Genomic DNA, 25,828 nt, shown 5'->3' on the forward strand with positions numbered 1-25,828 from the left:
CCAATCCTTTTTTTAAAAGTATGCGGCCGGGGAACGTCAGAGCGGCGCGAGGCTCGCCTGATCGAACCGCGAGGCCGAGTCGATCGATTTGAAGCCCGCTTTGCCGTGCAGCAGCGGCGTATCGCTTCGGTCTTCGTAGCGGATGACCGGCTCGCCGGCTCCCCCTGCGTACAGGGATATCCGATTGCCGATAGCCTCGACTTTGAGATGAAGCCATTCGCCCGCCTTCGGGAGCTTGTAGGCCGCGTCCGCCAGCGGAGTCGAGCCGTAATCCTGCTTAACCAGGTGTATGCCCGCCGCGTCCAGGTAGACATAGTAGCCTCTGAGGAAGTCCGTTCGATTCTGGTTCAGCTCCATGCCGTTCGCGGGATCCGTCGCCCGGACGAGCATTCCGTTCTGCCCGCCGGCGTCGGGAACGGTAATATCGGCTTCGAACGCATAATCCGCATATCCGTAATTACCCCATAGCGACTTGGCCGGCTGAACCGATGAAGCGCGAAGCTGGCCCTGCCGCACCGACCATTCGCCTTCGTAACGCGACCAGCCGAAGTCGTTGCGATCGTCGAAGCCGTCCTGCGCGGGCTCGACCGGCACATCGGCCCAAGCCTCCAGCCAGGCGAGGTCGGCCTTTCCTTCCGCGATCTCCAGCTTCCAGGTCTGAGCCCCCGCTTTGAGCTCGACGCCGTCTGCGCCGGCGATCGTCCATGCGCCCGCTTCGGCTGCGCCGCCCGGGCTCGCCGGCTGCAGCTCGATCGCCGTCCCGCCGCTCTCCGTCGTCAGCCGGAGCTTCGCGCCCCCCGCGCCGGTCTTCGCGCGAAGCCGAATGCCATAGGTACCTTCTTTGGCGACGTTCACGCGATAGCTCAGCTTTTGGCCGCGAGCCAGGCCCGCCAGATTGAACCCGCCTGCGCCGTCGTCCGCCAGCTTCGCCTTCCCGCCGGCCTCTTCGGCATGCACGGCGTCCACGCGTCCCGGCATCGGCGCATAGGCCGTCCGGGAGCCGTTGCCGTCCGTCTTGTCGCTGAACGCGACATATCCGAACGAAGCTTCGGCGCCTTCGGACGCGTAGCCGATCCGGCCCGCCTCAAGCGGCGTCTTCAGCTCCAGCGAGACCAGCTTCATCTCGTCGGCGTACAGCCGCAGCACTAGGCCCGACTTCTCCAGCCGAAGCTCGTGCAGCTGCATCGGGTCGACGTTCTCCGGCAGCTTCGCCTCGGATTGTTCGGCGACCTTGCCTTTACGGAGCACCTGCACCCGAAGCGTCCGAGCACCCGCATCGATGAGCGCGGTTCCGTAGTTTTTGCCGTCTTCGTAAGCGAAGACCGCACCCGCACGCCCGGCAACCCCCAGCTTCACGTGATACTCCGCCGTGAAGTCGCTTGCCGCGGCCTTTTTTGCGATCAGCAGCGCGCTCGCGTCCCCACCGTCCGTGTCCACGCGCAATCCCTCGCCCGCCTTGAGCGTCCAGCGGCCGTCGCCCTTGCGCGTCCATGCCTTGCCGAGCTCGCCGCGCTCGAAGCGGTCCTCGAACGCAGGCGGCTCCGGCGCCGGCTGCGCCTCGGACGTCGGTCCCCAGACCGCGAACCGGTCCCCGTTCCAGACGACGCGGTCGATGTCCATATGCCGCAGGGGACCGACGACGCCGTGTCCTTCGAGGTTGTGATAGATCATGTAGACGCTGTCGAGGTCCGGCCCGCGCACCAACGAGTTATGCCCGAGGCCGACCGTCGCCCCGTCCGTACGCAGCAGCACCGGATTACCCGCGAATCCCTCGAACCCCTGCAGCGGATCGTCGCTGACCGCGGCGTTCACCCGATAGCCGGCGCTGAATACGTGGTTGCCCGTATACGTCATGTAATACTTGCCGCCGCGCTTGAACACGGTCGGTCCTTCGGTCCACCCGCCCATGTACGCGCCGGTCTGGTCTTCCTCCGGCGCGACCGTTAGCGGATCGGTCATCGGCGCGGCCTGGATGCCGCCGGTGCCCGCGTAGTAGAAGTACCAGCGGCCGTCGTCGTCGACGAACGTCGTGCCGTCGATCGTCCGGCCGAAGTTGCCGGTCGCGATCTTGAACGGTCCGGTCGGACTGTCCGCGACGAGCGCGTAGTGGCCTTGGCCTGCGGGCGAAGTATACATGTAGAACTTGCCGTTCCAATAGCGGACTTCAGGCGCGTAGGCCGCGGTCGTGAGGGGGTCTTCGGTACAGAGTCCCTCGTAATGCCAATCGACCAGGTTCGCCGATCGCCAGACCTTGATGCCGGCGTCCGTATCCCGCGTGCTGACATAAAGGTAGTAATAGCCGTCGTATTTGAACACGAACGGATCGCCGAGCCCGTATTCGCCCCATTCGTCCGGCAGCGAGATCGGATTGGCGTACGTGCGGGCGGGCACCTCCGGCGCCGGATCCCTGCCCTTGGCGCAGCCCGTGCCGCTCGCCGCGAGCGTCAAGGCAAGCAGCCAGCGCCCCGCCGTTCGGATCGCGCGCTTCATCGCGTTCGCTCCTTCCTCGGACGAAAGGCTTTCGGTATAGATGCCCCTCGTCGCTTATTGCCGGTCAACGCTTCGGTCAGTCGCCTTGCACGAGCTTGCGGATCTCTTCCAGAGGCACCTTCGGCTGACGGTCGTAGGTCAACAGGCCGTTGATCTCCTGTTCGACGTCGGTCAGCTGCGTGTAGCAGAAGCCTTGAATCAGCGGCGCTTCGCGGACCGGCTCCAGCACGTCGCGCAGGCGGCGAACGAAGTCTTCGTCGTCCTCGGCGCCGGAGTAGCCCCAGCCCTCCCAGTCGCTCTTCCGGAACGAGATGCCGCCGAATTCGGTGAGCAGCAGCGGCTGACCCTCATATTCGTAGCCTGGCACCAGGATGAAGCGGTTGCCCGGCCGGGCCGACAGCGCCTTGTCCAGCGCGGAGTAACGGTCGGCCAGCACGTCCCGGCGCCATTCGTAGTCGTGGATCGTGACCAGATCGGTCCGCACGAGCTCCCAGCCGTCGTTGGAGATGACGGGCCGCATCGGATCCAGCGACTTGGTCATGTGGTACATGGCGAGCGCGTGCTGCTGCTGCTGCCCGTCGACCAGGATGTTGGTGACGCCCCAGCTCTCGTTGATCGGCACCCACGCCACGATCGAAGGGTGGTTGTAATCCCGTTCGACCGCCTGCAGCCACTCTCTCGTCACGCGGCCGACGTACGTTTCCGAGAAATGATAGGAATTGGCCATCTCCGCCCATACGAGCAGGCCCAGCCGGTCCGCCCAGTAAAGGTAGCGCGGATCCTCGATCTTCTGATGCTTGCGCGCCCCGTTGAAGCCCATCTCCTTCGTCAGCTCGACGTCCCGGCGCAGATCGTCGTCGCCCGGCGCGGTCAGCAGTCCCGCCGGGAAGTAACCTTGATCCAGCACGAGCCGCATCGTATAGGGGCGATTGTTGAGCTGCACGACGCCGTCTTCGACCGAGATCTTGCGCATCCCGAAGTAGCTGTCGACGCGGTCCGCCTCTTCGCCGTCGACCAGTAGGCGCAGCCTCAGATCGTACAGGTTCGGCTTTTCCGGACTCCACCAGCGGCCGAGACCGTGATCGTTGAAGTCGTGAACGCCGATCGACCGGCTCTCCGACTCCCGCGCGATCGTGAACGCGTCGCGGGACAGGAATCGGCCTTCGAACGACACGGTCGCCTCCAGCGTCACGTCGCGCTCCGGCGCGAAGCCGCCGACGAACGTCTGCAGCTTGAGCTCGCCGCGATCGATGTCCGGCGTCATGCGGACGCGGGAGATATGCGTCTGCGATACCGGCTCCAGCCACACGCTCTGCCAGATGCCCGTTGTCCGTGTATAGAAGATGCCTGCGGACTTCTCCTCCCAGAACTGCTTGCCGCGAGGCAGGGTGACATCCTGGCTGTAATCGACCGCCTTGACGGCGACGACGTTGTCCCCCTCCTTCAGCGCGTCGGTAATGTCGGCTCGGAACGGCGTATGCCCGCCCTCGTGCGTCGCGACGAGCTTGCCGTTCACCCATACCGAAGCCTCGTAATCCACCGCGCCGAAGTGCAGCCATATCCGTTTGCCCGCATACGCATCCGGCAGCGCGAACGTCCGGCGGTACCAGACAACGTCATGGAACGACGGGTCGCCGATGCCGCTCAGCTCGCTCTGGTAGCAGAACGGCACGCGGATGGCGCGGGTGAACGTCCCGCGCTCGTACCAGCCTTCTTTGTCCCCGACGCGCGCGTCGTCGAATTCGAATTCCCATTCCCCGTTCAGGCTCATCCACTGCTCCCGGACGAACTGCGGACGCGGATATTCGCTGCGCCATTGTTCAGTCATTTCTCTCCTGCTCCTTTATCTATGCCGATGATGACATATTCGTAGATGTCGTGCCGTCCGCAGCGGGACGGCTTTCTCTTCCCGCCGGAGGTCGGCCTCCGGACGGCTTCGTGACGATCCATACGCTGAAGGACACGACGGTCAGCAGCGCGAGCGCCATCCAGCATCCGTCCGCTGCGCTAATCATCCAGTCTGGCTGCTTGCTCTTTAACGCGAAGATGAGCATATTGCTCATCACGAGAAACCACAGCACGTTGCGGCCCATCGCCTCGATCGGCGCGAAGGGGGCCGGATAGCGCTCCATCAGCTTCGACAGCAGGTAATACCCGTAGAGGATGAGCGCGGGTCCGACGATCCACCAGACGGTCGGCGGGAATCTGCCGGGCAGCGCCTGGCCCTCGGCCGAGAGCCACTTCCACAGGAACGCGCCGGTCAAGGCGGCGGCGCCTGCCAGCACTCTCCAATCCCACGCCATGCGATGGCGGGCGAACAGCATGCCGACGATGTAATACGGAAAATACTGCAGGACCGGGAACGACGCGAAATCGCGCGTCCCGATGAGCGGACCGAGCTGCGTCGTATGAATGGAGCCGTATGGCATCCACGTTGTCATCAGCAGCGCCGCGGCGACCGCGGACCCGAGCCATTTGCGCTCCGCCAGCTTCTTCAGCGGCACGAAAAGCGTTAGTCCAACGATCGTTAAGTACGTGAAGGAAGCGAGAAACTCCGACCAGCCCGGCATGTCGTCCAGCAGCAGGATCGGCTTGATGTTCGCCCAGGTCAGTCCGCGTCCGTCGATGAACACGCGGTAGGCCGTGCCGGACAAGTAGAAGGCGACCAGCGTCTTGGCCGCCGCGGCCAGCATGCGAGGCGCCGCCCTGCGGAACGTCTTCGCGTAATAGGCGAGCTGCGACACATAGCCGAAGGCGAACACGAAGCCGGAGAACGTGATCAGGTTGATCGCGTCGATGAACCGCTGGCCGTTCGGGTATACCTGCTGGTCGCTGAAAAACTGAAGCGTATGGCAGTACGCCATGCCGATGACGAGCAGGCCCTTGAACAGGTCGACGGCCCGCTCCCGTCGCTTGACCGCTTGCTGCGCGCTCATCCCTTGATTCCCGACAGGCTGACGCCTTTGATGATCTGACGCTCGAAAATAATGAACAGCAGAATGATCGGGATCGAGGAGATCGTGTTGACGACCATCGGCTTCACGTAATCCTCGGAGTATTGGCTCATTAGCGTCGGGATCCCCATCGGCAGCGTGAACAGATTGTCGTCCGTGACCGACAGGAACGGCCACAGGAAGTTGTTCCAGGAGCCGATGAACGTCAGGATCGCCATCGAGGCGAGCGCGGGCCGATTCAGCGGCAGCATGATCTGGGTGAAAATGCGCCAGGTGCCGCCGCCGTCGATCTGCACGCTCTCGAGCAGGTCGTTCGGCACGCCGTCGAAAAAGCTTTTCAGGACGATGACGGCGACCGGAGACGCGAGCGCCGGTATGATGAGGCCTTGATAAGAGTTTAAGAGGCTCATATCCTTGGCGACCTGGTACAGCGGGATAATGATCGCCTCGCCGGGAATGAGCAGCCCCGACAGCACCAGGAAGAACATGGCCGATTTATAGCGGAAGGGCAGCTTCGACATGACGAACCCGGCCATCGCCGCGAACGCGACCGTGAATAGGGTGACGCAGATCGCGACGAAGAAGCTGTTGAACATCCAGTTGGACAGCTTCGTGCCGCTCAGAATATCGTCGTATACGGCGAACGAATACGGCGGCGTGAACCAGTCGACGAGCGTGACGATTTTCATGCCTTCCTTTTTAATGGAGACGACCAGCATCCAGACGATCGGAGCGATGAACAGGAAGCCGAACAAGACGGATACGATCCGATAGATCCACTTCCACATCAGGCATTCGCTCCTTTCCGGTTGTTGATGAAGTACTGGATGGCGGACAGTACGAGCAGGATGACGAACAGCATGTAGGACATGGTAGCCGCGTAGCCCAGATCGTTCTTGCGGAAGCCGGTCTGGTAGATGAGCTGGATGATCGGTCTCGTCTTGTCCAGCGGACCGCCGCCCGTGATGATATAGATTTGCAAAAAGACTTTGAACGAGCTGATGATCTGCAGCATCGCGATCGTCTTCGTAATCGGCGTCAGATAAGGAAGTGTGATCTTCCAGAAGATCACGGAGTCGCTCGCGCCGTCCAGCTTCGCGGCTTCGACGATCTCGTCGGGAATGTCCTGCATCGCCGACAGGTAGAGAATAAAGTTGAAGCCGACCGTCCACCACAGCGTGATGAGCGTAAGGGCGATCCAGGACAGGCTCAATTCCGTCAGCCAGAAGATCTCGCGATTCTCTGGCAGCAGCCGGATCAGATGGAGCAGCGTATTGACGAAGCCGTTGTACGGCTGAAAAACAAAAAGGCCCAAATAGGAGGCGACCGCTACCGACAGCACGCTGGGCAGGAAGAACACGCTGCGGTACAGCTTCTGCAGCCGCGATTTGCGGTTGGCGATCATCGCGAGCAGAATCGCGAGCACGATCATCGTCGGCGTCGTCAGGATGACGAATATCGCGGAGTGCCAGATGGCCGCCCATACTTCCTGATCGTGGAACATTTTGCTGTAGTTGTCCCAGCCGACGTATTTCATTTTCTTGATCAAGGTCCATTTGTAAAAGGTCATCTGAACGCCTTTGACCATCGGCCAGATCGTGAATAAGCCGTATACGGCCAAAAACGGGAGCAGGAACAGCAGGGCAAGCACGTCCGCTCTCATCTTGTTCATTCTCATTCGCGCTTCACCTCATCCCTGATCGCCGGGCGAGCTTGCGGCTCGTAAGGAACCGCAAGCTCGACTGGCGCCGCTATGCAAGCTCTACTCGTTCAGAATCTTCTGCGTGGCCTCCTGCATTTTGGCCATGGCGTCCGCAGGGGTCATCTTGCCCGCCCACACTTCGTTCAGGAATTTGAAGGAGCTGTTGTCGCGAATCTGCCAGACCTTGGTGGACGGCTTGCTGAACTTGACGGTGTCGGCGACGGAAGCATAGTCGCTCCGGTACGGCAGCGCCTTGAACTCTTCCTTCTCGAGCACGGAAGGCTTGGAAGGGATATGGCCCGCCTTCGCCCAGATCTGCCCGTTGTCCGCGATCCAGTTCGCGAAGATCGCCGCGGCCTTGCGCTTGGCCGGATCGTTCGCCTTGGTCGTCGGCAGGATGATCGTGTGCGAGTCGCCCCAGGTCGCCGGCTGGTCGAAGATTTTCGGAATCGGCATAGCGCCGAATTCGAGACCCTTCGTCGACTCCCAAGTTCCCGTCGCCCATACGCCGGTCATCATGATGGCGGCCGTGCCGCTCTGGAAGTTCTTGTAGAAGTCCGGATCGTTTTTCTTGATATAGCCGTTCGTGTACAGCTTCTGAATATAATCGGCGGCTTTGGCGCCCTTGTCGGCATCGACGGCGGCCGTCTTCAGATCGTCGGCGACGACGTCGTTGCCGCCGAGCTGCGAATACAGCGCCCACCAGAGGCGGTACGGATCGTCGTTCGAGTTGGACAGCGCGAACGGTGTCGTCTTGGCCGGCAGCTTCGCCTTCAGCGCGTCGAGGAACTTGATGAAGCCGTCCGCGGATTGCTCCATCGCCGGCTTGCCGTCGTCGCCCAGCAGCCCGGCGTCCTTCAGCAGCTTCTTGTTGTAATACATAATGAACGGATGCGTATCGATCGGCACCGCGTAGTGCTCGCCGTCGACCACCGTCGCGTTCAGGAGATTCTGGTTAAACGTGCTCCAGTCGACGCCCGCGTCTTGGGAGACGTCGTCGTAGGACGTCACGACGCCTTGGTCGATCAGGTCAGGCAAGCGGGACGTGTGAGAGATGCCGACGTCCGGACCGGTTCCGTTGCCGACGGCCGTAATGAGCTTGGTGTAGTACTCGCCCCATACGAGCTTCGTGTTTTTCACTTGAATGTCCGGATGCGTCTTGTTGAACTCGTCGACCAGCGCCTGCATGTTCGCGCCGTCGCCGCCGTCGAAAAGCGTCCAGAAGCTGAGATTGACCTTTTCGCCGCTGCCGCCGTTATCGGCGGGTGCAGCGCTTTCAGAAGCCGCCGCCGAAGATGCCGGCGCCGAGGATGCGGGCGCCGACGAATCGGCCGGAGATGCGTTGCCGCCATTGTTGTTGTTGCCCCCGCAGGCGCTCAACATAAGGGATACCGAGAGTAACGCCGTTACGGACAAACTATAGCTCTTCTTCATGTTTGCCTCCCCTTAATCCTTAAGTAATTAGATACAAAACAACAATATTGTTTTATTACATGTATTTTGTATCTATGTGCCTATAATAACTTCTGAAACATACCATGTCAACGGTTTCAAACCATTTCTTTGTATTAAAAAGAAACAAAAAGACCTTCAATTACAGAAAATCTGTAATTAAAGGTCGCCCGTTAAGCTATCTTCTAGCGAATAATGCACTCTCATGACGATATCCTGCTCATAGTCGCCGAACTGCTTGCCGAACAAGTTCACCCCGCCGGCATGTACGGCGTCCGGCTTCACGCCGATGCGCAGCCGAATGTTCGGGCGCTGCATCAGATTCAGGTCGCCCAGCTTGACGCCCGATATCCGCTCCATGTCCAGCGTAGTCCGGTCGCCGTCGATCCTCCAGGTTTTCAGCAAGCCGTATTGCGTCGTCCAGTCGAGCCACCACGGCGGATTCAGCTTGCCCCTGCGGTCGCCGAAATCCCCGGGACTGGTCCATACGCCGATCTCGACGCCGTTAATCCAGAAGGAAATGTCGGAGGGCCAGTTGTTATCGTAGTTCGGCGCTTCCGAACAAATCTCGGCCGACAACTCCAGCGCTTCGATGCGTGCCTTGGGCGGCAGCTCGAGCGGCAGCAGGTACTCGACGTAGCCCTTGCGGAACCAGATGATCTGGGCTCCGATATGCTTGGGATGATAGAAGCTGGCAGGCTCGTCCTCCCGTATGATCATGCCCTCCGCGTTGGCCATGCCGCATGTCGGCTGAACCTCGCAGTCGGTATAGTGGCCGATCGGCACTTCGACCTCGTACAGGTCGATCGCCTTCTTCGGCATCGTCTTCTCCAGGCTGAAGGCGATATGAATATCGTCGTAGTTCCGGCTGCACACCTTCATGGCGCCGCGGGAAGCGGGCAGCAATTCGGTATTGATCAGGTTCGCCGCTTCGAGAATCTTGACGTTGTTCGCGACCGTCGACATCGGCAATCCCAATGTCTCCGCAAGCTCCGCCACGTTCATATGCTTGGTGCTCAGAAGCTTGAGGATATCGACGCGAGACCGCGTGGAGAGCGCGTGCGATACCTTGACCAGCCCGTCCGGATCGTTAAAGCTCAGCTCCAGCATGCCTTCCCCGTCCTCGCAAATGTTCTTTTCAACAAAAATTCTACATGAAGGCATGGATATAATCAATAATTTTGTATTAAAACTATTTTTTTGTTTTAAATAGATTCCGATGCCTCTAACTGACCGATACCGGATAGCGTTCGTCCGCTTGCGCAGCCGCTTCTTCGGGATCGGCGCCCGCCAGCATGTCCATGAGCGCCTTGGCGTTCGGCGTTGCGTCTCCGGCCGAATTGTTGTTGAACACGACGTACACCGTGTCCGTCTCCTTGTCCAGCGCGAGCAGCCGATCGCGCCACTCGGCGAGCTCCTCCGCGTCGTAGCGGTACAGGTAACGCATCTTGCGCCATTCCGGATTCCCGCTCGCATGCCAGCCGCCTTCGTTGCGCCCGTGCAGCCGCACGTAAGTCATGTCGGCCGTCGTGGCGACCGGCACGATCGGGATCGAGCCCTCTCCCGCCTGCGGCTCGTCGACGATCGTATGGATCCAGTTTTCTTTTTTCATAAAAGCAATCGTCTTCTCCTTGAATTCCGGAGAGTACCAGCTCCGGTTGCGCAGCTCGAGCGCGCAGGGAACGTCGCCCATGTATGCCTTCGTCCTGCGCAGCAGGTCCACGTTCTGGCGAGTGCAATCGAACCAGGGCGGGTACTGGAACAGCGCGGCCGCCAGCTTGCCGGCCTCCCGCATGGGCGCGATCGCTTCATGGAACGCTTTGTACATCGTTTCTTCGTCGTCGAAGTAGTTTTTCTTGCCGCGCAGATGTCCCGTCATTCCCTGGTAAGCCTTCACGACGAACTTGAAGCCGTCCGGCGTGTCCGCCGTCCACTTGGTCGTATTTTTCACGGACGGCACCGCATAGAACGAGCTGTCGATCTCCACCACGTCGAAGTGCTTGCCGTACTCGCGAAGCCGCTCCCCGGACTTCAGCTTGCCGTACAGCTCCTCGTGATCGCCGAAGCCCGTCAGTCCGATTCGGATCATCGCCGCCGCCTCCTTGCCCCAAATTTATCCTTACGTCTATTTTACACGCCGGAGCGTTGGATGAACGACCGATTTTGGCTGCCGCTTGGCGCCATCAAAATAAACCGGCTCGTATGGCATCCTATCAATGCCCGAACCGGCTTACTCTTTTATTTTCTGATTATTCTAAATAGACTATCTTTTTGGTGCGGAACTGTGATAGAATGCTGTTACAGGAAAGGAGGTGCGTCAACATTAGTTCCCATATGTTGAACGTATCCCTTACCCGGTCCAGTCTCTAATCCGGCTGGAGGCGCGGGATACGGTTCAATCAAGCAGCGCCGCTCGGGTACGAGAGACCGTCTTCGGACGGTCTCTTTGTTTTGCGTACGATGCGTACCATCCATACATGGCGTACAAACCTCATCCTCGCGCAAGCCTGCGATACGGCGCATGAACGCTGCCCGGCACGATATCGGCGTCCAGGTAGGCGGCCAGGCCCGCGATGCCATCTTCGATCATCCGCCGATGATTGCGTACGAAGACGTCACGCAGGAGCGGGGCGAGCGCGGACATCCACCCGCGCCTGGTCTCCAGCTCCATCAGAACATGCACCTCCGTCGCGCGTCCTACGCCGTGCAGTCGAACGACGGCGCGCCCCTCCAAGTCGCCCGCGACGCGCAGCGCGACCGCGGTCGGCGGCCGGCTCTCGACGACGGACACCCGCAGCTTGAGCGCGTAGAGCAGCCCCGGACGAAACTCGGACGCATAGACGTTGCCCAAGCCGTCGCCGGATGCGCCCGTCGCGATCCGCTCGATCCTGACGTTCGGCCACCAATCGTCGTACCGGAAGTCGCCGATCAACGCCCACAGCCTCTCTTTATCCCGATTCACGCGCCAGGCATGCTCGAACCGATAGATCGAATCGCTCATACGCACCTCCTGCTAACGGTTTATATCATTGATATTTAACCACTTTAGCCGAAGATGACCGACCGTCGCGGATAACCGCCGCCACCCGCGATCGCGCAAGCCGTTTAATCCCGCAGCAGCTTGAGGCCGACGTTGCGCATGTTGGATTCCACCTTCAAGGTGATCGATGCCCGCTTGTACAAGTCGGCCCACTCCTTGTATTGTCCTGCAGTCAGCGACGAACGGTAACGGTTGCCGAAGCCGAAGACGTCCGAGCCTTTGGCTTGCGTCTTGGCGAATACGCGGACCGCGCGCTCCTCGAGCAGCTTGTTCACTTCTTCTTCGATCGTCCGGGTCGACATCGGCGAAGCGTGGGACGAATCCATGAGCTTCATCGTGACGCGAATGCGAATACGGATGTCCGGCTTGCCCGACGCCCATCCCGTGCGTATCTGAGCTCTCGACGCTTCGACCTTGACGTTGGCGCCCCCGGCCGTCTCGATCTCGAACGGAGACATCCGGTCCGCGACGAGCTCGTAGATCAGCGTCTCCTCCGGCGTGAGCCAGCCGACCATCTTGTCGTTGCCGAAAAAAGCGTTGCCTTTCAGATTGAACTGAAAGGACTCGTCCTTGACGAGCAGCGGCACCAGACTCTGCTGGAGCGGGTTGTAATGCCGGCTAAATACTTCCCAAAGCGCGACTTTATTTTTCTGAGGCGTGCCGCCGGCGTAATTCTCGAAAAAAAGCCTCGTATACACGCCCGATAGCTCTCCCGACGGGTTCGGCCGCTGAAAGAGCTGGCCCATGTCGCCCTCGATCAAGGCGAGTATCGCGTTAATGGGCAGCATCCGGTCGCGCACGACGAAGTCCAGGCAATCGTAGACCCCCTTTTCCTCGGCCAGCCCTCTGTCGACGAAAATGCCTCTTGTCTGCGACAAATCCAGATACTTGGGCATCCGGGCACGCAGCTTGTCCAAGGCGTCGGAAGCCGTATCGCCTCGCTGGCTGGCGGTCAAAAAGTCCTTGTCGCCGTTCCCGATTCCGAGCGGCGAATGCGGAAGCGGGAATCTCACCCAAATCTTTACGCCCTGATCGTCTTCCCTCGCTATGCCAAGCACGGCAACTAGCATGCGGTTGTCGATATCCCGGATATCCCAGCAGCCTTGCAGAAGCGACAGGGGAACGAGCATCCCGAGGACGGCCAGCCAACGCATCAGCTTTTTGCGACCCTTCATGCGCGCTGCCGCCTTCCGCTCGCCAGTCGGCTCCACAGCCATACGACCGACGGAAACAGAACGAGATAGATCCGAACCGGCGTATCGGCCCAGATCCCTTTCTCGATCCACTCCCAAGATGGAATGAGCTGCGCGGAGACGTACGTGCCTGCGCCGACGGCGATGTACGAGAAGCGGGAGGGAAGAAACGGCAGGAGCGCCCGAAGCGCGGAGACCAAGCTGTGCAACAACAGGCTGAGCGTCAGGATGACGAGCAGGATGACGACCGAGACGAAGACGGCCGTCAGGTTCTCGACCACCAGCCAGTAATGGCTGATCGAGTCCAGCTTGGACAGGAAAGGAAAGGTCAGCGCCTTGGCGAATCCGACGCCGAACGTCAGCACGGGCAAATAGATCGCGCCGGCGAGCGCCGGAAAAAAGCAAAGGGCCGCCACGGCGTAAGGCCGCCAAAGCTTGCCCGGGCTCCGCGCATGATGGCCGCACGAGCACAAGTACAGGAAGCCGACCCAAACGAAGGAGGAAGTGTAGAACGTCTTGCTGCCCAGGAATGAAAAGTCGGTCGCGCGCCAAGGCTCGTGCAGCGTAAAGTCGAGATTGCTGAGCCCGAGCAGCGTGATCCCCACCGTCACGGGGATGCCGACCATGACGAACACGGCCGCGGCCCGCGCGATGGACGCCACCCCTCCCGCCGCCAGCAGCGTCGCGATCGGAATGGTACAATGGAGGATCCAGAGCGGCGTCGTATGCAGAATGGTCATCGACACGATTTCGGCATGCGCGCGGGCGATCATCGTCATGGCGCGCCATGCGTACCAGCTGTACGGAAGCGCGAATAACAGCAATCCCGGCCAGCCCAGCACGCGTTTCACGGAGGCAAACGCGTCGAGCCCGGGATATTGCGCCATCATGCCGGAGAACAGCCGGGCGCCGAGGATGCCCGCCAACAATCCCGTCGCGATCGGCATCCAATAACTGCCCCCATCGGTATGCAAGATCAGATACGGGTACAGAAAATAAGAGGTCGCGCCGAAAACCGCCAGCTGCAAGATGAAGTATTGGGCGTCGGACAGCCGGAGCTTCGAATCGTTCATCCCGGCCGTTCCTTCGACCGCTTCGTTCCTTTGAGCCGCGTGAGCCACTCGTTCTTATACACGCGGGCGCGCGGCCCCGCCGGGGATAGATAGGAGACCCCGAACGATTCCAAACGAGAAAGGAAAATGACCATGATCGCAAAGCAGAGCACGAGGCCGAGGATGCCGAGCACGCCCGCTCCGAGCAGTACGAAGTACTTCAGCACGCGCAGGACGAGGCCCATCTGATAGTCTACGACGATAAAGTTCGTCAGCGCCGTCGTCGCCGCGACGATCACGAGCAGGTTGCTGACGATGTTCGCCTGGATGATCGCCTGTCCCAGCACGACGCCGCCCACCATCGTGACGGTGGCGCCGATCGTTCGCGGCAGGCGAACGCCCGCTTCTACGATGCAGTCCAGCAGGAAGAGGATGAGCAGCGTCTCCACGAGCACCGGATAGGGCACCCCCTCCCGGCTTCCCGCGGCCGCCAGGCTGATCTCCAGCCGGTTCACGTCGATATTGACGGACGTGATCGCGACGTAGAAGCCCGGCAAAAACAGATTGGTCATTAACGCAATAAAACGAAGCGTGCGCAAAAATACGGCGATAAACGGCATTAAATTCCGGTCTTCGGCCGCTTCCCAAAAATCGGTGAAGGCCCCTGGCGCTACGATGGCCAGCGGCGTACCGTCAAGCACGATCGCGATCTTCCCGCCTAGGAGCGCGCCGGCGACGCGGTCCGGCCGCTCCGTCGTCACGGCGAGCGGGAACAGCAGCGACTTGCCGCCGAGCAGGCGCAGCAGCTGGCCCGTATCCTGAATGCCGTCGGTCTCGATCCGGGCGAATCGCTCCTTCACGCGGTCCACCAAGCCCTGGTCCGCGAGGTCCTGCATATAAAAAACGCCAGCCCGCGTAGAGGTCTCGCAGCCGATCGTCGTTTCCCACAGCTTGAGCTTCGGCGTCCGCATGCGCTGTCGCATCAAAGCAACGTTGGTGCGGTAAGATTCGTTAAACGCGTACATCGGACCTTGGATCACGTTTTCCGTCAGCGGCTGGGTGACGTTTCGCTGCTGCCAATTCGCGGTTTCTAATATAATGCCGGACGCCGACGACGGCGTGCATAGGACGGTGCCGCCGCGGCAAAGCGCCTCCACGCAAGCAGGCAAGTCGCCTTCCGCGAACTTGGTGCCCACGTACCGCTCCACGAGAGAAGCGTCCGCCTCCCCGAAGGCCGGGTCCAGCGAGAAGAGGAGATGCTCCGATCCCACCATCGTAGACAGGTAGCACAAATAGAGCTCGCCCGGCGCCGCCTCCCCGAGGCGTACCGCCTCGAAGTCCGCCATGCCGTCGAACGAGCCGCGCAAGCCTGCAAGCAGATCCCCTCCGGGAACGGGCTGCAGCGCGTGCCATAGGGTTTGCTTTCGGTGACCGCTCATTCTCAGCCCTCCCTTGCGGTCCGCGCGCCGCAAGTTTTCCTTCATTATTCCGGAAGGAGGGCCGTATTATACCGCTTGTTCGAGCGTCCTGACGTTTCGCCGCTGCAGCGGCCTTTTAAGCGTTCGGACCTTCGAACGATGCCGCTTCCAGCGGCAGCTCGAAGACGAAGCACGTCCCTTCTCCGACAGCGGACGTCACGGAGATCGTCCCGCCCATCATGTCCACGAGATCCTTGCAAATCGCGAGGCCCAAGCCCGTCCCCTCGTGTCGCTTTGCGCGGCCGTTCTTCGCCTGGTAGAACGGCTGGAACAAGTGCTCCAGCTCCTCGCCCGGAATGCCGATGCCCGTGTCCCGGACCTCGAAGCGAACGCGCTGTCCGGCCTCCTCCACGCCGTGCCCGGCAGGATGCACCGCGACCTCGATCCCGCCCTTGGCAGTGAACTTCACCGCGTTGCCGACCAGGTTGATCAGCACCTGGCAGATCCGCTGCTCGTCTCCGAGCACCGCATCGGTCATGCCTTCTTCGACCGCGCAAGCGAGCTCCAGCCCCTTTTGCTTGCATTGGGTCTGGAAAAGCATTGCCGTATCCCGCACGAGACCGTGCAAGCTGAAAGGCGCGATCGACAACTGCATCTTGCCGGCTTCGAGCTTGGAGTAATCCAGCACGTCGTTGATCGTCGACAGCAGCAGCGCGCCGCTGCCTTGGATAACCTGCACGAACTCTTGCTGCTCCTCGCTGAGTTCGGTCTCGAGCAGGATCGAGCTCATGCCGATCACGCCGTTCAGCGGCGTGCGGATCTCGTGGCTCATCACGGCCAGGAAGTCGCTCTTGACGCGCAGCGCCTCCTCCGCGTCCCGCTTGGCGGCGAGCAGCTGGCGCTCCGTCTCGACACTGCCGGTGATATCTTTGGATATCGTATAAATGTCCTGCACGCGCCCGTCCTCCACCCAAGGCACCATCGTGCAGCTCAGATGGAGCAGATGCCCGGCCTTGTGACGCACCGTCACTTCCACCGTGCCCGATTCGCCCCGGAGCGCGGCCATGAAGCAAGCTTCGAGCTGCTCGAACTCTTCGGGATTGACCATCTCTTTGTGGAACCTGCTCGGCAGCTCGGACGCCGCATACCCCATGATCCGCTCCGCCGCGGGATTCGCCTTAAGGATACGTCCGCTCGGATCGTACAGGCAGACCATATCGGGATGATGCTCGAAAATCGAATCGTATCTTCGTTGGCTGGAGTCCGCGATCCGAAGCGCAAGCCGCTTGTCCAGAATCTGGCTGGCCACGACCAGCACGAAGATAAAGAGCATCGAACCGCCGATGATGGCCGCCAGCAAGGCGTTCCCCGCCTGCATCCGCTCCGTCGTCTCGCGTACATGCGCCGCTTCGGCTTCCGTGCCCGCGAACGAGACGGCCGCCATTCCGGTATAGTGCATGCCTGCGATGGCCGCGCCAAGCAAGAGGGAGAGCAGCATCTTGGCGCCTTGGCTGGGGGCCTGTCCCTTCTGCTGATTGGCGTGGGACAGCTTGAGCGCGGCGAAGGACACGGCGAACGCGATGCCGATCGATGCAGCGACCAGCAGCCAGTCGTAGCGCTGGTCATAGGGCATGCGAATCGCGGCCATGCCGCTGTAATGCATGCCGACGATGGCGACGCAGAGCCAGAAGCTGCCGATCGCCATGGAGAGATTGCTCGCCAGATTGCGGGCCATCATTCGGAAGGCCGCGTACACGGCTAATACGGGTAAAAGGATGGAGATCGCGAGCCATCCCGGGTGGTAACGGATATCAACGGGAAGATGATAGGCCAGCATGCCGATAAAATGCATGGACCATATGCCGAACCCCATGGCCGTCGAGCCTAGCAGCAGCCACAAATTGCGGTAGCTTCCCCGGAGCTTCAGCACGTGCTCATAGACGAGCAAGGAGCAGTAGGAGGATAATACGGAAATAAGCACCGATAAAACAACCAGCGGCGTATAATAAGTGCCATGGAGCTCTGTCATCGGAGATCCTTCCCGGGCTGTGCAGCGTCATGGGCCCATTTTTGGTAGATTAACTTAGGATGGATCCGCAAATCGCTAGTTTCAGTCTATCATACGACAGCGTTTTCAAAAGGAATGGCAAATCCTATTTTTCCGACCTGGGTCGACATTCATTTTTTAAGTATACAGGAATATACTCCCCTGCGAAAAGACCTACTTTGCGTCGGAAAGCATGCTGCGATCAGCCGTCGGCCTATGCTACAATACTGAAATCGAGAATAGCCCTTCAATCCGGGCAAGCGGGAAGGTTGATCGTACTTATGCTGATCATCGGCATCGCCGGAGGCACGGGCTCCGGCAAGACGACCGTCGCGCGCTCCGTCATCGAACGTCTGGGCGCCGGCAAGGTCACGTTTATTTCGCAGGACAGCTATTACATGGACTATCCGCATCTGAGCATAGAAGAGCGCGCCAGGATGAATTACGATCATCCGCTCATGTTCGACAATGACCTGCTCGTCGAGCATCTGGGCATGCTGAAGGCGGGGCGGACGGCATACGCGCCGGTGTACGACTTCGGCTTCTACGGCCGGTCTGCCGACGCGCGGGAGGCGCTGCTCCCCAACCCGATCGTCATCCTCGAAGGGCTCCACGTGCTGTACGAGGAAAAGCTGCGGGAGCTGCTCGACATCAAGGTATTCGTCGACACGGATCCCGACGTGCGCATCCTGCGCCGCGTCGTGCGCGACATCGAGGAGCGCGGGCGGACGATCCAATCGGTGTACCGCCAGTACATGGAGACGGTCAAGCCGATGCACGAGGCGTTCATCGAGCCGTCGAAGAAGTACGCGGACCTGATCCTGCCCGAAGGCGGGCACAACCAGGTCGGCATCGAACTGCTCACGGTGCTGACGGAGAAGTATTTGGACGGCTAGCCGGTGCTGGGATCGGGCTTTTTGCTCGCCCAACGGCGGGAACAGCGAAAGTAGTCTTCGTCAGCGTTACTTTTGCTCGCCGAGCTTTAAGCACAACACAAAACGGGATGAAGCAGAGCTTGCCTCTGCTTCATCCCGTTTTTGAGCTATGCGCCTGCGTTAAGCCTCGATGTCGCTTCGCCCCGCGTATGCCACGATCGCGTCCCGCAAGAACGCCGTCATGCCAGGCTCTTTCTCATAATAAGCCTTGAATCGCTCGTCATCGACGTACATCTGCGCGAGCCCTGCGTGGGCTTCCTTGGAGTAGCTGCTCCAGGAGTAAGAGAGCCAACGCTTGTGCAGCTCCGCCGTCCGCCGTGCGGCTTCCCCTTCGGGATCGCCGGCCTTGAACGCCTCCGCCAACGACTCGAGCACCTCGGCCGCCAGTTTGTTCATCTCCTCGTACTGCGCCTCGCTCATGCCGCGCATTTTCGCGTTCGACCCGTCGACCGTCTCGTTTCCGTATTTGGCGCGGATCTCCGCGCCGTACTTGGCCTCGTTGTCCGCGATCAGCTTATCCTTGAAGCCTTCGAACTTCTCTTCGTCGCTCATGTCTTTTCCTCCTTCACGGGCGTCGATGGTGCGCTCGACGTTCGCGATCAGCGCATCCAGCCGTTCCCTTCGTTCGAGAAGCTCCTCGCGATGAAGCCGCAGCGCCCGCACGCCATCATAATCCGGATCGCCCATGATCTCCTTGATCCGGTCCAATCCGACGCCGAGCTCCCGGTAGAACAGAATTTGCTGCAGCCTGTCGACCTCCGCGGCCCCGTAGATACGGTATCCCGACGAGCTGATTCTGGCCGGCTTCAGAATCCCGATCTCGTCGTAGAACCGCAGCGTTCGGCCGCTTACGCCCGCCAGCCTGCCCAGCTTCTGTACCGTGTATTCCATGCGATCGCCTCCCGACGACTCTACTGTAAACGTTGACGCAACGTGAAGGTCAATTGTTTTTTTTAAAAGCTTTCCGAGCGCTTGTCGCCGCTTACACCGGCTCGAACGTCCACTGGCTGGTCCAATAGGTGCTCGGAACCGCGCCGTACTGGACGTATCCCGTCAACTGCTCCGTATGCATATATTGACCGGAGCTGCGGTTTTCCAGCCGCAAATAGCCCGATACGCTCTCCTCGCTCCACTGACTGCTCTGATCGGTCGCCAGGACGTCGCCGTATTGGACGTTTCCGTTCAAGTCCGCCGTATGCAGGTACTGTCCGTTCCACCGGTTTTTGTAGCGGACATATCCGTCCGGGGCCGTTTCTTTGCTCCACTGGGAGCTCCAGTACGTTACGGGTACGCTGCCGTATTGGGCCTTGCCCGTTTTATCTTCGATATGAATGTACTGTCCCGTTTGACGGTTTTTAATCCGATAGTATCCGCTGGACGGCGGCTCCGTGTAGCCTCCGTTCAGTTTCCATACCCTGACGTAGTCGACGCTCCATGCCTTGGGCCACACGTTGTTGTGAACGCCCGAGCCCGCGTCGGTGTAGATGCCGAGGATCATGCCCATCTTCATGTTCGGCGCGTCGTTAATCGTCTTGTACAGTTGATTGTCATAATAAAACTTCAATGAGGTCGGCGTCCAGTCCATCGCGTAAATATGGTATTCGGACGACGGCGTGCCGCTTGGCACCGGGTCCTCGTAAAGCGTCCAAGCGCTTAGGAAGGTGGGATCGCCCCAGCCGTACGCAGCGATTCGCCAGGTCTGAGGCTTGCTGAAGAAGGTCTCGATGATGTCGACCTCGGAATTGTTCGAGCCGCTGCTCGTATCTTCCGTGCCGACCATCCACCAAGCTTGATGGCCGCCTCCGCCGACGTTCGACTCCTTCGCTCTGATCTCGAAGTATCCGTACTTCGTGCTGTAGCCGTTAAAGTCAGGCTCGTGATGGTCGTTGGGCATCGAATAGTTGAAGCGGTGCCACCAATCCTTCTCGTAGGTCTGGATGCTTGAGATCTTGACCGTGCTGTCGTATTGCGCGTTCCACGAAGGCGTATCCGCATCCAGCCGCTCCGTGAGCACGCCGTTTGCGATCGTGTACCGCGCTTTTGCGTTTTCGCGCGTGCTCGTCCAATGCGGCAGATAGTAGTCCAGCCACTTCGCCGATTCCAGAGTCGAGCCGTTGAACTCTTCCTGAAAGTCGAGCGTGTAACCGCTCTTGACCGTCGGATTCGCCGGAAAATCGGCTGCAGCGGCGCTTTGCAGCGCGGGCAGCAGCACCATGCCTAAACTAAACATTGCGCTTAACAGCGACCTTTTGAGTCTCATCAATATCCGCCTCCTTTAATTTACGTGATTCGCCCGCCTCATTTTTCAGCCTACAGGCGCCGACTGTTTTTCGACGAAAGGCCCTTTATCGATTCGCGCGATTTTCCATTCGGATCCCTCCTTCACAAGGTCTACGATTCGCGGCTGAACATACGTCTGTCCCCGCTTCAGCTTGGACTTGTCCAGATAGCTCTGCGCACACTGCTCGATGACGAGCTCGCTCTCCGTCTTGACCCGCGCCGTCTTGAAGTCCTCATGAAACGCGATCTCGTACCAGGCCAACTGCCCCAGCTTCATGACGATGCCGTTGTCCGCATACATCCGCCGCAGCGCTTCCGGGTAGCCCTCCTCCCGGAGCTTCTGCTTGAACCCGTCCGCATAGTAGCTGAACTCGGCCTCGGCCTTCAACGTCCGGTAATCAAAGTTGTCGACGACTTTCGAATGGAGGCCGATCAATTCGTGCACGGCCATCACCTCGGGATCGCCGTCCGATAAGAGACGTATTTTCGCCCCCTTATCGTCGATGACGAACCATAGCGACTGACTGTCCCGTTCCTGCCGCTTCGCATCCTCCTCCGCTTGATTGATGCCGCCTTCGATCGATGCCGCTTCATGGACGACGGTCCCGTTTCTGCAGCCAGCCGCCAAGAGCAGCAAGAGAAGGAACGCCCCGCCTATCCAGATCGGATACAGCCCTTTTCGCATGACATCACCCCCTCCGCATAAAGCGCTTACACAAAAATCTTAGTTGAAGGCTTTATCCGTTCCAATCTGACATTCTTTCGATTTGTCTTAAAAATCGATGCTTTCTCCGCAAATTAAACAAGGCTGCCCGTAAACCGAATGGATCGGCTTGCAGACAGCCCTGCATCAAGCGGAAGGATGCTCCGTCGGAATCACGATATCCACCTTCGTATGCATGCTTGGCACACTCTCTACGCGCACGCCGTACGCCGGGCCGTAGTGCAGCCGTATCCGCTCATGCACGTTGCGCAGCCCGTAGCCGCCGCTTTCTTCCTCGTACAGCCGCCGAATTTCCTCTTCGCTCATTCCCTTTCCGTTGTCCTGAACGGTGAAGCGGACGACGCCTTCCTCCAGCGCGACGGAGATTCTTAAGCCGCCGCGGCCGGACTCCTTCTCGTCGATGCCGTGGATGATCGCGTTCTCGACGATCGGCTGCAGGATAAAGTTAAGCGTCGCAAAGGGCATCGCCCTCTCATCGATGTCAAGCCAGGCGTCGAATTCGTTGTTGTGCATGATCAGCTGAATATCCAGATAGGCCCGGATATTGGCGACCTCTTCGGCGACCGACGTGATGCGCCTTCCTTTGTTCAGACTCGTCCGATAGAACCGGGACAGGGAGTTGGCGATCTTGCTGATCTCCGGAGAGTCGATCTGGATCGCCTTCCAGTTGATCGTCGAGAGCGAATTGTACAGGAAATGCGGCGTGATCTGCGCTTGCAGCGCCTTCAGCTCGGCTTCCTTCTCCAGTTCTCTCGCATGATCCAGCTCCCGGATCAACCGTTTGACCCGCTGGACCATACGGGCGAAGCTGTCCGTCAATTCGCCGATCTCATCCTTGGAGGACGAGGCGATCGCGACGTCGAAGTCGCCGTCCTCAACGATATTGATTTTCCGCTTGAGCGCATAGATCGGCCGGACCAGCGTCCTGGAGAACAGCCAGATGAAAAGGACGAGGATCAGCAGGCAGGCGAGCACGATCGTCACGGTTGCCTTGATGATGCTGCTCATATCCATCACGAATCCTCGAACCGGCGTCAGCACGTACAGCGTCCATGCCGAATTGCGCAGGCTTGCTTTGCTTAGAAGATATGACTCCCCGTTCATGGCGACCTGCCTGTCGCGCGTGCTTCGAATGCGGTTCAGATCCGCTTCGCCGATCCCCTCCTCCCCGAGCGCCGAGTATATAGACTGCCCGCGGTCGTCCGCGATGAGGATCCGCTCCCCGCTACCCCGGGCGGGCTGAAGCGTCTGGAACAGCTTGTCGTAATTGAAGGTCAAATGCACGACGCCCACGACCGCGGTATTGTCGTAATTCCAGATCTGGCGCGCCGCGAACAGCTTGCCGCCGCCGGCATACCACAGCGTTTTGTTGCTGGCCTTCGCCTCTTGGTACCAAGGCTCGTCCCTGACGCCTTCGCTCGGATAGACGAAGTTGCCCAGCTGCGTGCCCGTATACTCCGAATAAAAGGCGATATCCTTGATCTCCTGGTTGATGTTGATGTAGTACCAGATCGTCGGCTCGATATTGTCGTTGAGCTCCTTGGTGTACCGGAGCATATCGTCTCCCCACTCGTAGCCCATGACCTTCTTGACGGTCGGGTTGTAGACCATGAATTCCATGAAGTTCCGGGGCTGAGACAGCTTTTCGTCGATGTGCAGCGCCATCTGCTCGACCGTGTTGCTCAGGCCGATTCTGGCCTGCTCCTGCAAGTACTTCTCGGCCGTGCGATACGAATACAGGCCGAGGGCGACGATCGGAATGATGATGAGGATCGTATACGTGGCGACGAGCTTCTTGCGCAGCCGCCAGTTCCGGAAAAAGGAGACTGCCCGGCTCATTCGGGTCTTGCCATCGCCCGGAATTGGGTGGGCGTAACGCCAAAGTGATTTTTAAAAGCCATCCCGAAGTAAGAGGCGTCGGAAAAGCCGACCATCCGGTAAATGTCTACGATTTTGTAGTTTTCCTCGCACAAAAAAGCCTTCGCCTTCTCCATCCGATAGCCGTTGATATATTTGACCACGCTCGTCCCGGTCGCCTTCTTGAAAATATGGCTTAAATAGCTGCCGGACAGATGCACCTTCCGGGCTAAATACTCAAGGCTCAAATCCTGGTCGTACTCCCGCTCGATGAGACGGATCACTTCTTCGACCGCACGCCGCTGTTCGGTGTCCCCCGTGCCTTCGCGCGGCGCGGACGCCTCCTCCTCGGCCGACGCGCGATCCCGCGCGGGCGCAAGCCCGCGAAGCATCCGATCCCGCTGCTCGTCCTCCCTGCACGACTTGATGACCCGATTCAGCGAAGCCTCGAACTCGTCGGGCTCGATCGGCTTCAGCATATATTGGGCCACATTGATCAGGATCGCTCGTTTGGCATACTCGAATTCGCCGTGGCCGCTCAGAATGATGATTTTTAAGGCCGGCTTCAATGCTTTGGCCTGCTCCGCCAGATCCAAGCCGTTCATGAACGGCATTTTGATATCGGTCAGCAAAATATCGTAATGCGCCTCCGATAGGCGCTCCAGCGCTTGCTTGCCGTTCGAGGCGGTATCTACCTTCAGCGGCAGCTGCAATTTTCGGATGAGGAACTGAATGCCCTCCCGCTCGTTCATGTCGTCGTCCGCTACCAATAGGCGATACATGTCCCACCACTCCCCGTAGCGCAAATTGTACCATGCCCTGCCGCGGGCCGTAAGGGAAAAACAGTCTCCGCGAGGAAGACTGTTCCGAAGGCCAACGATGCGTAATGCAGCGGAAAAACGCAAGGCTGAACAGCGATGCCTGCAACCGTCGCTTATCCGGGCTTTAGCCCTTCAATGCGCCCGCCGCGACTCCTTTGATAATATACTTCTGCATGACGAGGTAGAAAATCATCAACGGCGCCACGCCCAGCAGCAGCATCGGGAACAGGCTGGTCCAGTCCACGGAAAACTGTCCGATATTGCGGTACACCTCAAGCAGAATCAAGCTGTTGTCCCTCGATTGCAGAAACAGGAGCGGATTCAAAAAGTCGTTCCATACATTCAAAGTGGACAATATCGCGACCGTGGCGGTGACCGGCGTCAGCAGCGGGAAAGCGATCAGCCAGAACGTCCGCTGCACGGAAGCGCCGTCGATAAAGGCGGCCTCCTCCAGCTCGAGCGGCACGGACGTCTCGATGAAGCTCTTGAACAGGAAGATCGCAAGGACGACGCCGCCTCCGATATTCACGCAGATGACGGCCAGCAGCGTGTCCATGATGCCGAGCGAATTGATCAGCTTGAACAGGCTTACCAGCCCCATCTGGAACGGAACCATCATGCCCGCGAGGAAAAAGAAGAAAATGACGCGATTGACCGCATGCTCTCTTCTCGCCAGACTGTAGGCCGCCATGGAGGAGAACAGAATGATGCCGACGACCGAGCTGACGGCGACGATCGCCGTATTCCCCAGCACCTTGGGGTAGTCCATCGCATGCCATGCATCGCGATAATGCGCGAAGCCGAAGCTTGAAGGAAACGACAGCGGATGAAGCGTCGCCTGCTCGGGCGACTTGAAGGTCGTCACGATCAGGTAGTAGATCGGGATGAAAAACAGGACGGCCAGCACGATCATGGCCGCTTCCAGCGGCCAATTTCCCTTGCGGGTCCGGCCCTTGCGCGAGAGGCTTGTCACCGGTTGCTCCCTCCCCACTTTTTGAGCAGTTGCATGAGCAGCATCGTCAGGACGAGCACGGCCCCGAAGAAGACGACCCCGTAGGCGGCGCCGAAGCTGTAGAAGCCTTCGTCGAACGAAGTTTTAATATAAGCCGTCATGATCGTCTGGGTCGCGTTGCCCGGTCCGCCGCCCGTCAGCGACATGACGATGTCGAACACCTTGAGTCCGCCGATCATCGCGGTGACGCTGACGACGCTGACCGACGGCTGGAGCAGCGGCAGCGTGATTCTCCAGAATTGCTGCGAAGAAGTCGCCCCGTCGATCGCCGCCGCTTCATAGTAATCTTTGGAGATGCTCTGCAGGTTGGCCAGGAAGATGACCATCGCCCATCCGGTCCACTGCCACAGCTGCGTGAAGACGACGGCGTACAGCGCCAGATCGGAGTCGCCGAGGAAGTTGACCTTGTCCAGGCCGATCGAGGTCAAGGCGCGGTTGATCAAGCCGGCGTCGGAGGTCGAGAGCAGATAGTTCCACAGAAATCCGATGACGAGCGGACTGAAAACCGCGGGCAGGAAAAAGACGGATCGCAGCACATTTCGCGTCTTGAGCTTTTTGTCCAGCGCCACCGCCAGCAAAATGCCGAGCGCCGTCTGAAACACGGTCATCAAAACCGCGTAGATAAGCGAATTTTTAATGCCTGCCAGAAGCAGGTCGTAATGCGCGATCTCGCTAAAATTGCGGAAGCCGACAAAGTGGAGGCCGGTCTGCTTCGCGATCGAGTAATCGGTCAGGCTGTAATAAAACATCGTCGCGAACGGATACACGCAAAACAAGACATAAAACAGAAAAGCCGGGATCAGGAACAACCCGTATTGAAATTCCCTCGCTGTCCGGTTCACGGGGTCGAC

21 protein-coding genes are annotated in these 25,828 nt (G+C 59.6%); 1 reads left to right on the top strand and 20 read right to left on the bottom strand.

Annotated features, from left to right (window positions below; all coding sequences use genetic code 11):
* Positions 1-36: 36 nt before the first annotated feature.
* The 13 genes from BM235_RS24745 to BM235_RS24805 form a co-directional block, all read right to left on the bottom strand.
* Positions 37-2,490, bottom strand: a complete 2,454-nt coding sequence (locus BM235_RS24745; RefSeq protein ID WP_090116934.1) for a family 43 glycosylhydrolase — start codon at positions 2,488-2,490, stop codon at positions 37-39.
* Positions 2,491-2,566: 76 nt separating this feature from the next.
* Positions 2,567-4,318, bottom strand: a complete 1,752-nt coding sequence (locus BM235_RS24750) for a glycoside hydrolase family 2 protein (RefSeq protein WP_090116935.1) — start codon at positions 4,316-4,318, stop codon at positions 2,567-2,569.
* A gap of 19 nt (positions 4,319-4,337) precedes the next feature.
* Positions 4,338-5,426, bottom strand: coding sequence for an acyltransferase family protein (locus tag BM235_RS24755; protein WP_090116936.1), 1,089 nt, complete (start codon positions 5,424-5,426; stop codon positions 4,338-4,340).
* Positions 5,423-6,232, bottom strand: a complete 810-nt coding sequence (locus BM235_RS24760; protein ID WP_090116937.1) for a carbohydrate ABC transporter permease — start codon at positions 6,230-6,232, stop codon at positions 5,423-5,425. The genes BM235_RS24755 and BM235_RS24760 overlap by 4 nt, the downstream gene beginning before the upstream one ends.
* Positions 6,232-7,122 (bottom strand): carbohydrate ABC transporter permease, encoded by an 891-nt coding sequence (locus tag BM235_RS24765; RefSeq protein ID WP_090116938.1) that lies wholly within the window; start codon positions 7,120-7,122, stop codon positions 6,232-6,234. The genes BM235_RS24760 and BM235_RS24765 overlap by 1 nt, the downstream gene beginning before the upstream one ends.
* Positions 7,123-7,206: 84 nt before the next feature.
* Positions 7,207-8,580 (bottom strand): ABC transporter substrate-binding protein, encoded by a 1,374-nt coding sequence (locus BM235_RS24770; protein WP_255374584.1) that lies wholly within the window; start codon positions 8,578-8,580, stop codon positions 7,207-7,209.
* Positions 8,581-8,757: 177 nt separating this feature from the next.
* Positions 8,758-9,708 (bottom strand): ArsR/SmtB family transcription factor, encoded by a 951-nt coding sequence (locus BM235_RS24775; protein WP_090116939.1) that lies wholly within the window; start codon positions 9,706-9,708, stop codon positions 8,758-8,760.
* Positions 9,709-9,823: 115 nt separating this feature from the next.
* The gene (locus BM235_RS24780; RefSeq protein WP_090116940.1) at positions 9,824-10,687 is read right to left on the bottom strand and encodes a DUF72 domain-containing protein; all 864 of its coding nucleotides are present in this window, start codon (positions 10,685-10,687) and stop codon (positions 9,824-9,826) included.
* A gap of 402 nt (positions 10,688-11,089) precedes the next feature.
* Positions 11,090-11,599, bottom strand: a complete 510-nt coding sequence (locus BM235_RS24785) for an SRPBCC family protein (protein ID WP_090116941.1) — start codon at positions 11,597-11,599, stop codon at positions 11,090-11,092.
* Positions 11,600-11,703: 104 nt separating this feature from the next.
* Positions 11,704-12,813, bottom strand: coding sequence for a Ger(x)C family spore germination protein (locus BM235_RS24790; protein WP_158544096.1), 1,110 nt, complete (start codon positions 12,811-12,813; stop codon positions 11,704-11,706).
* On the bottom strand, positions 12,810-13,904 hold the full coding sequence (locus tag BM235_RS24795; protein WP_090116943.1) for a GerAB/ArcD/ProY family transporter: 1,095 nt from the start codon (positions 13,902-13,904) through the stop codon (positions 12,810-12,812). Before BM235_RS24795 ends, BM235_RS24790 begins: the two co-directional genes overlap by 4 nt.
* Positions 13,901-15,322: a spore germination protein gene (locus tag BM235_RS24800; RefSeq protein ID WP_158544094.1), complete on the bottom strand. Its 1,422-nt coding sequence runs from the start codon at positions 15,320-15,322 to the stop codon at positions 13,901-13,903. The genes BM235_RS24795 and BM235_RS24800 overlap by 4 nt, the downstream gene beginning before the upstream one ends.
* 115 nt (positions 15,323-15,437) lie before the next feature.
* Positions 15,438-17,330 (bottom strand): sensor histidine kinase, encoded by a 1,893-nt coding sequence (locus BM235_RS24805; protein WP_090116945.1) that lies wholly within the window; start codon positions 17,328-17,330, stop codon positions 15,438-15,440.
* 299 nt (positions 17,331-17,629) lie between these two features.
* Here BM235_RS24805 and udk point away from each other — a divergent pair, with 299 nt between their 5' ends.
* Positions 17,630-18,244: a uridine kinase gene (udk, locus tag BM235_RS24810; protein ID WP_090116946.1), complete on the top strand. Its 615-nt coding sequence runs from the start codon at positions 17,630-17,632 to the stop codon at positions 18,242-18,244.
* A 159-nt stretch (positions 18,245-18,403) separates the two neighbouring features.
* Here the strand turns inward: udk and BM235_RS24815 are convergent, their stop codons facing one another.
* From BM235_RS24815 to BM235_RS24845, 7 genes are all read right to left on the bottom strand, one after another.
* On the bottom strand, positions 18,404-19,174 hold the full coding sequence (locus BM235_RS24815) for a MerR family transcriptional regulator (protein WP_090116947.1): 771 nt from the start codon (positions 19,172-19,174) through the stop codon (positions 18,404-18,406).
* A 91-nt stretch (positions 19,175-19,265) separates the two neighbouring features.
* A complete protein-coding gene (locus BM235_RS24820; RefSeq protein ID WP_199408965.1) occupies positions 19,266-20,543 on the bottom strand; it encodes a family 16 glycosylhydrolase in 1,278 nt (425 codons plus the stop codon).
* 45 nt (positions 20,544-20,588) lie between these two features.
* Complete coding sequence (locus BM235_RS24825) at positions 20,589-21,248, bottom strand: glycosyltransferase family protein (protein WP_090116948.1); 660 nt, start codon at positions 21,246-21,248, stop codon at positions 20,589-20,591.
* 165 nt (positions 21,249-21,413) lie between these two features.
* Positions 21,414-23,126, bottom strand: a complete 1,713-nt coding sequence (locus BM235_RS24830; protein WP_090116949.1) for a sensor histidine kinase — start codon at positions 23,124-23,126, stop codon at positions 21,414-21,416.
* Positions 23,123-23,926, bottom strand: coding sequence for a response regulator transcription factor (locus tag BM235_RS24835; RefSeq protein ID WP_090116950.1), 804 nt, complete (start codon positions 23,924-23,926; stop codon positions 23,123-23,125). Before BM235_RS24835 ends, BM235_RS24830 begins: the two co-directional genes overlap by 4 nt.
* A 163-nt stretch (positions 23,927-24,089) precedes the next feature.
* Positions 24,090-24,938 (bottom strand): carbohydrate ABC transporter permease, encoded by an 849-nt coding sequence (locus tag BM235_RS24840; protein WP_255374585.1) that lies wholly within the window; start codon positions 24,936-24,938, stop codon positions 24,090-24,092.
* A complete protein-coding gene (locus BM235_RS24845) occupies positions 24,935-25,819 on the bottom strand; it encodes a carbohydrate ABC transporter permease (RefSeq protein ID WP_255374586.1) in 885 nt (294 codons plus the stop codon). The genes BM235_RS24840 and BM235_RS24845 overlap by 4 nt, the downstream gene beginning before the upstream one ends.
* Positions 25,820-25,828: the final 9 nt, after the last annotated feature.

The sequence above is a fragment of the Cohnella sp. OV330 genome, assembly GCF_900112065.1.
Taxonomy (GTDB): domain Bacteria; phylum Bacillota; class Bacilli; order Paenibacillales; family Paenibacillaceae; genus Cohnella.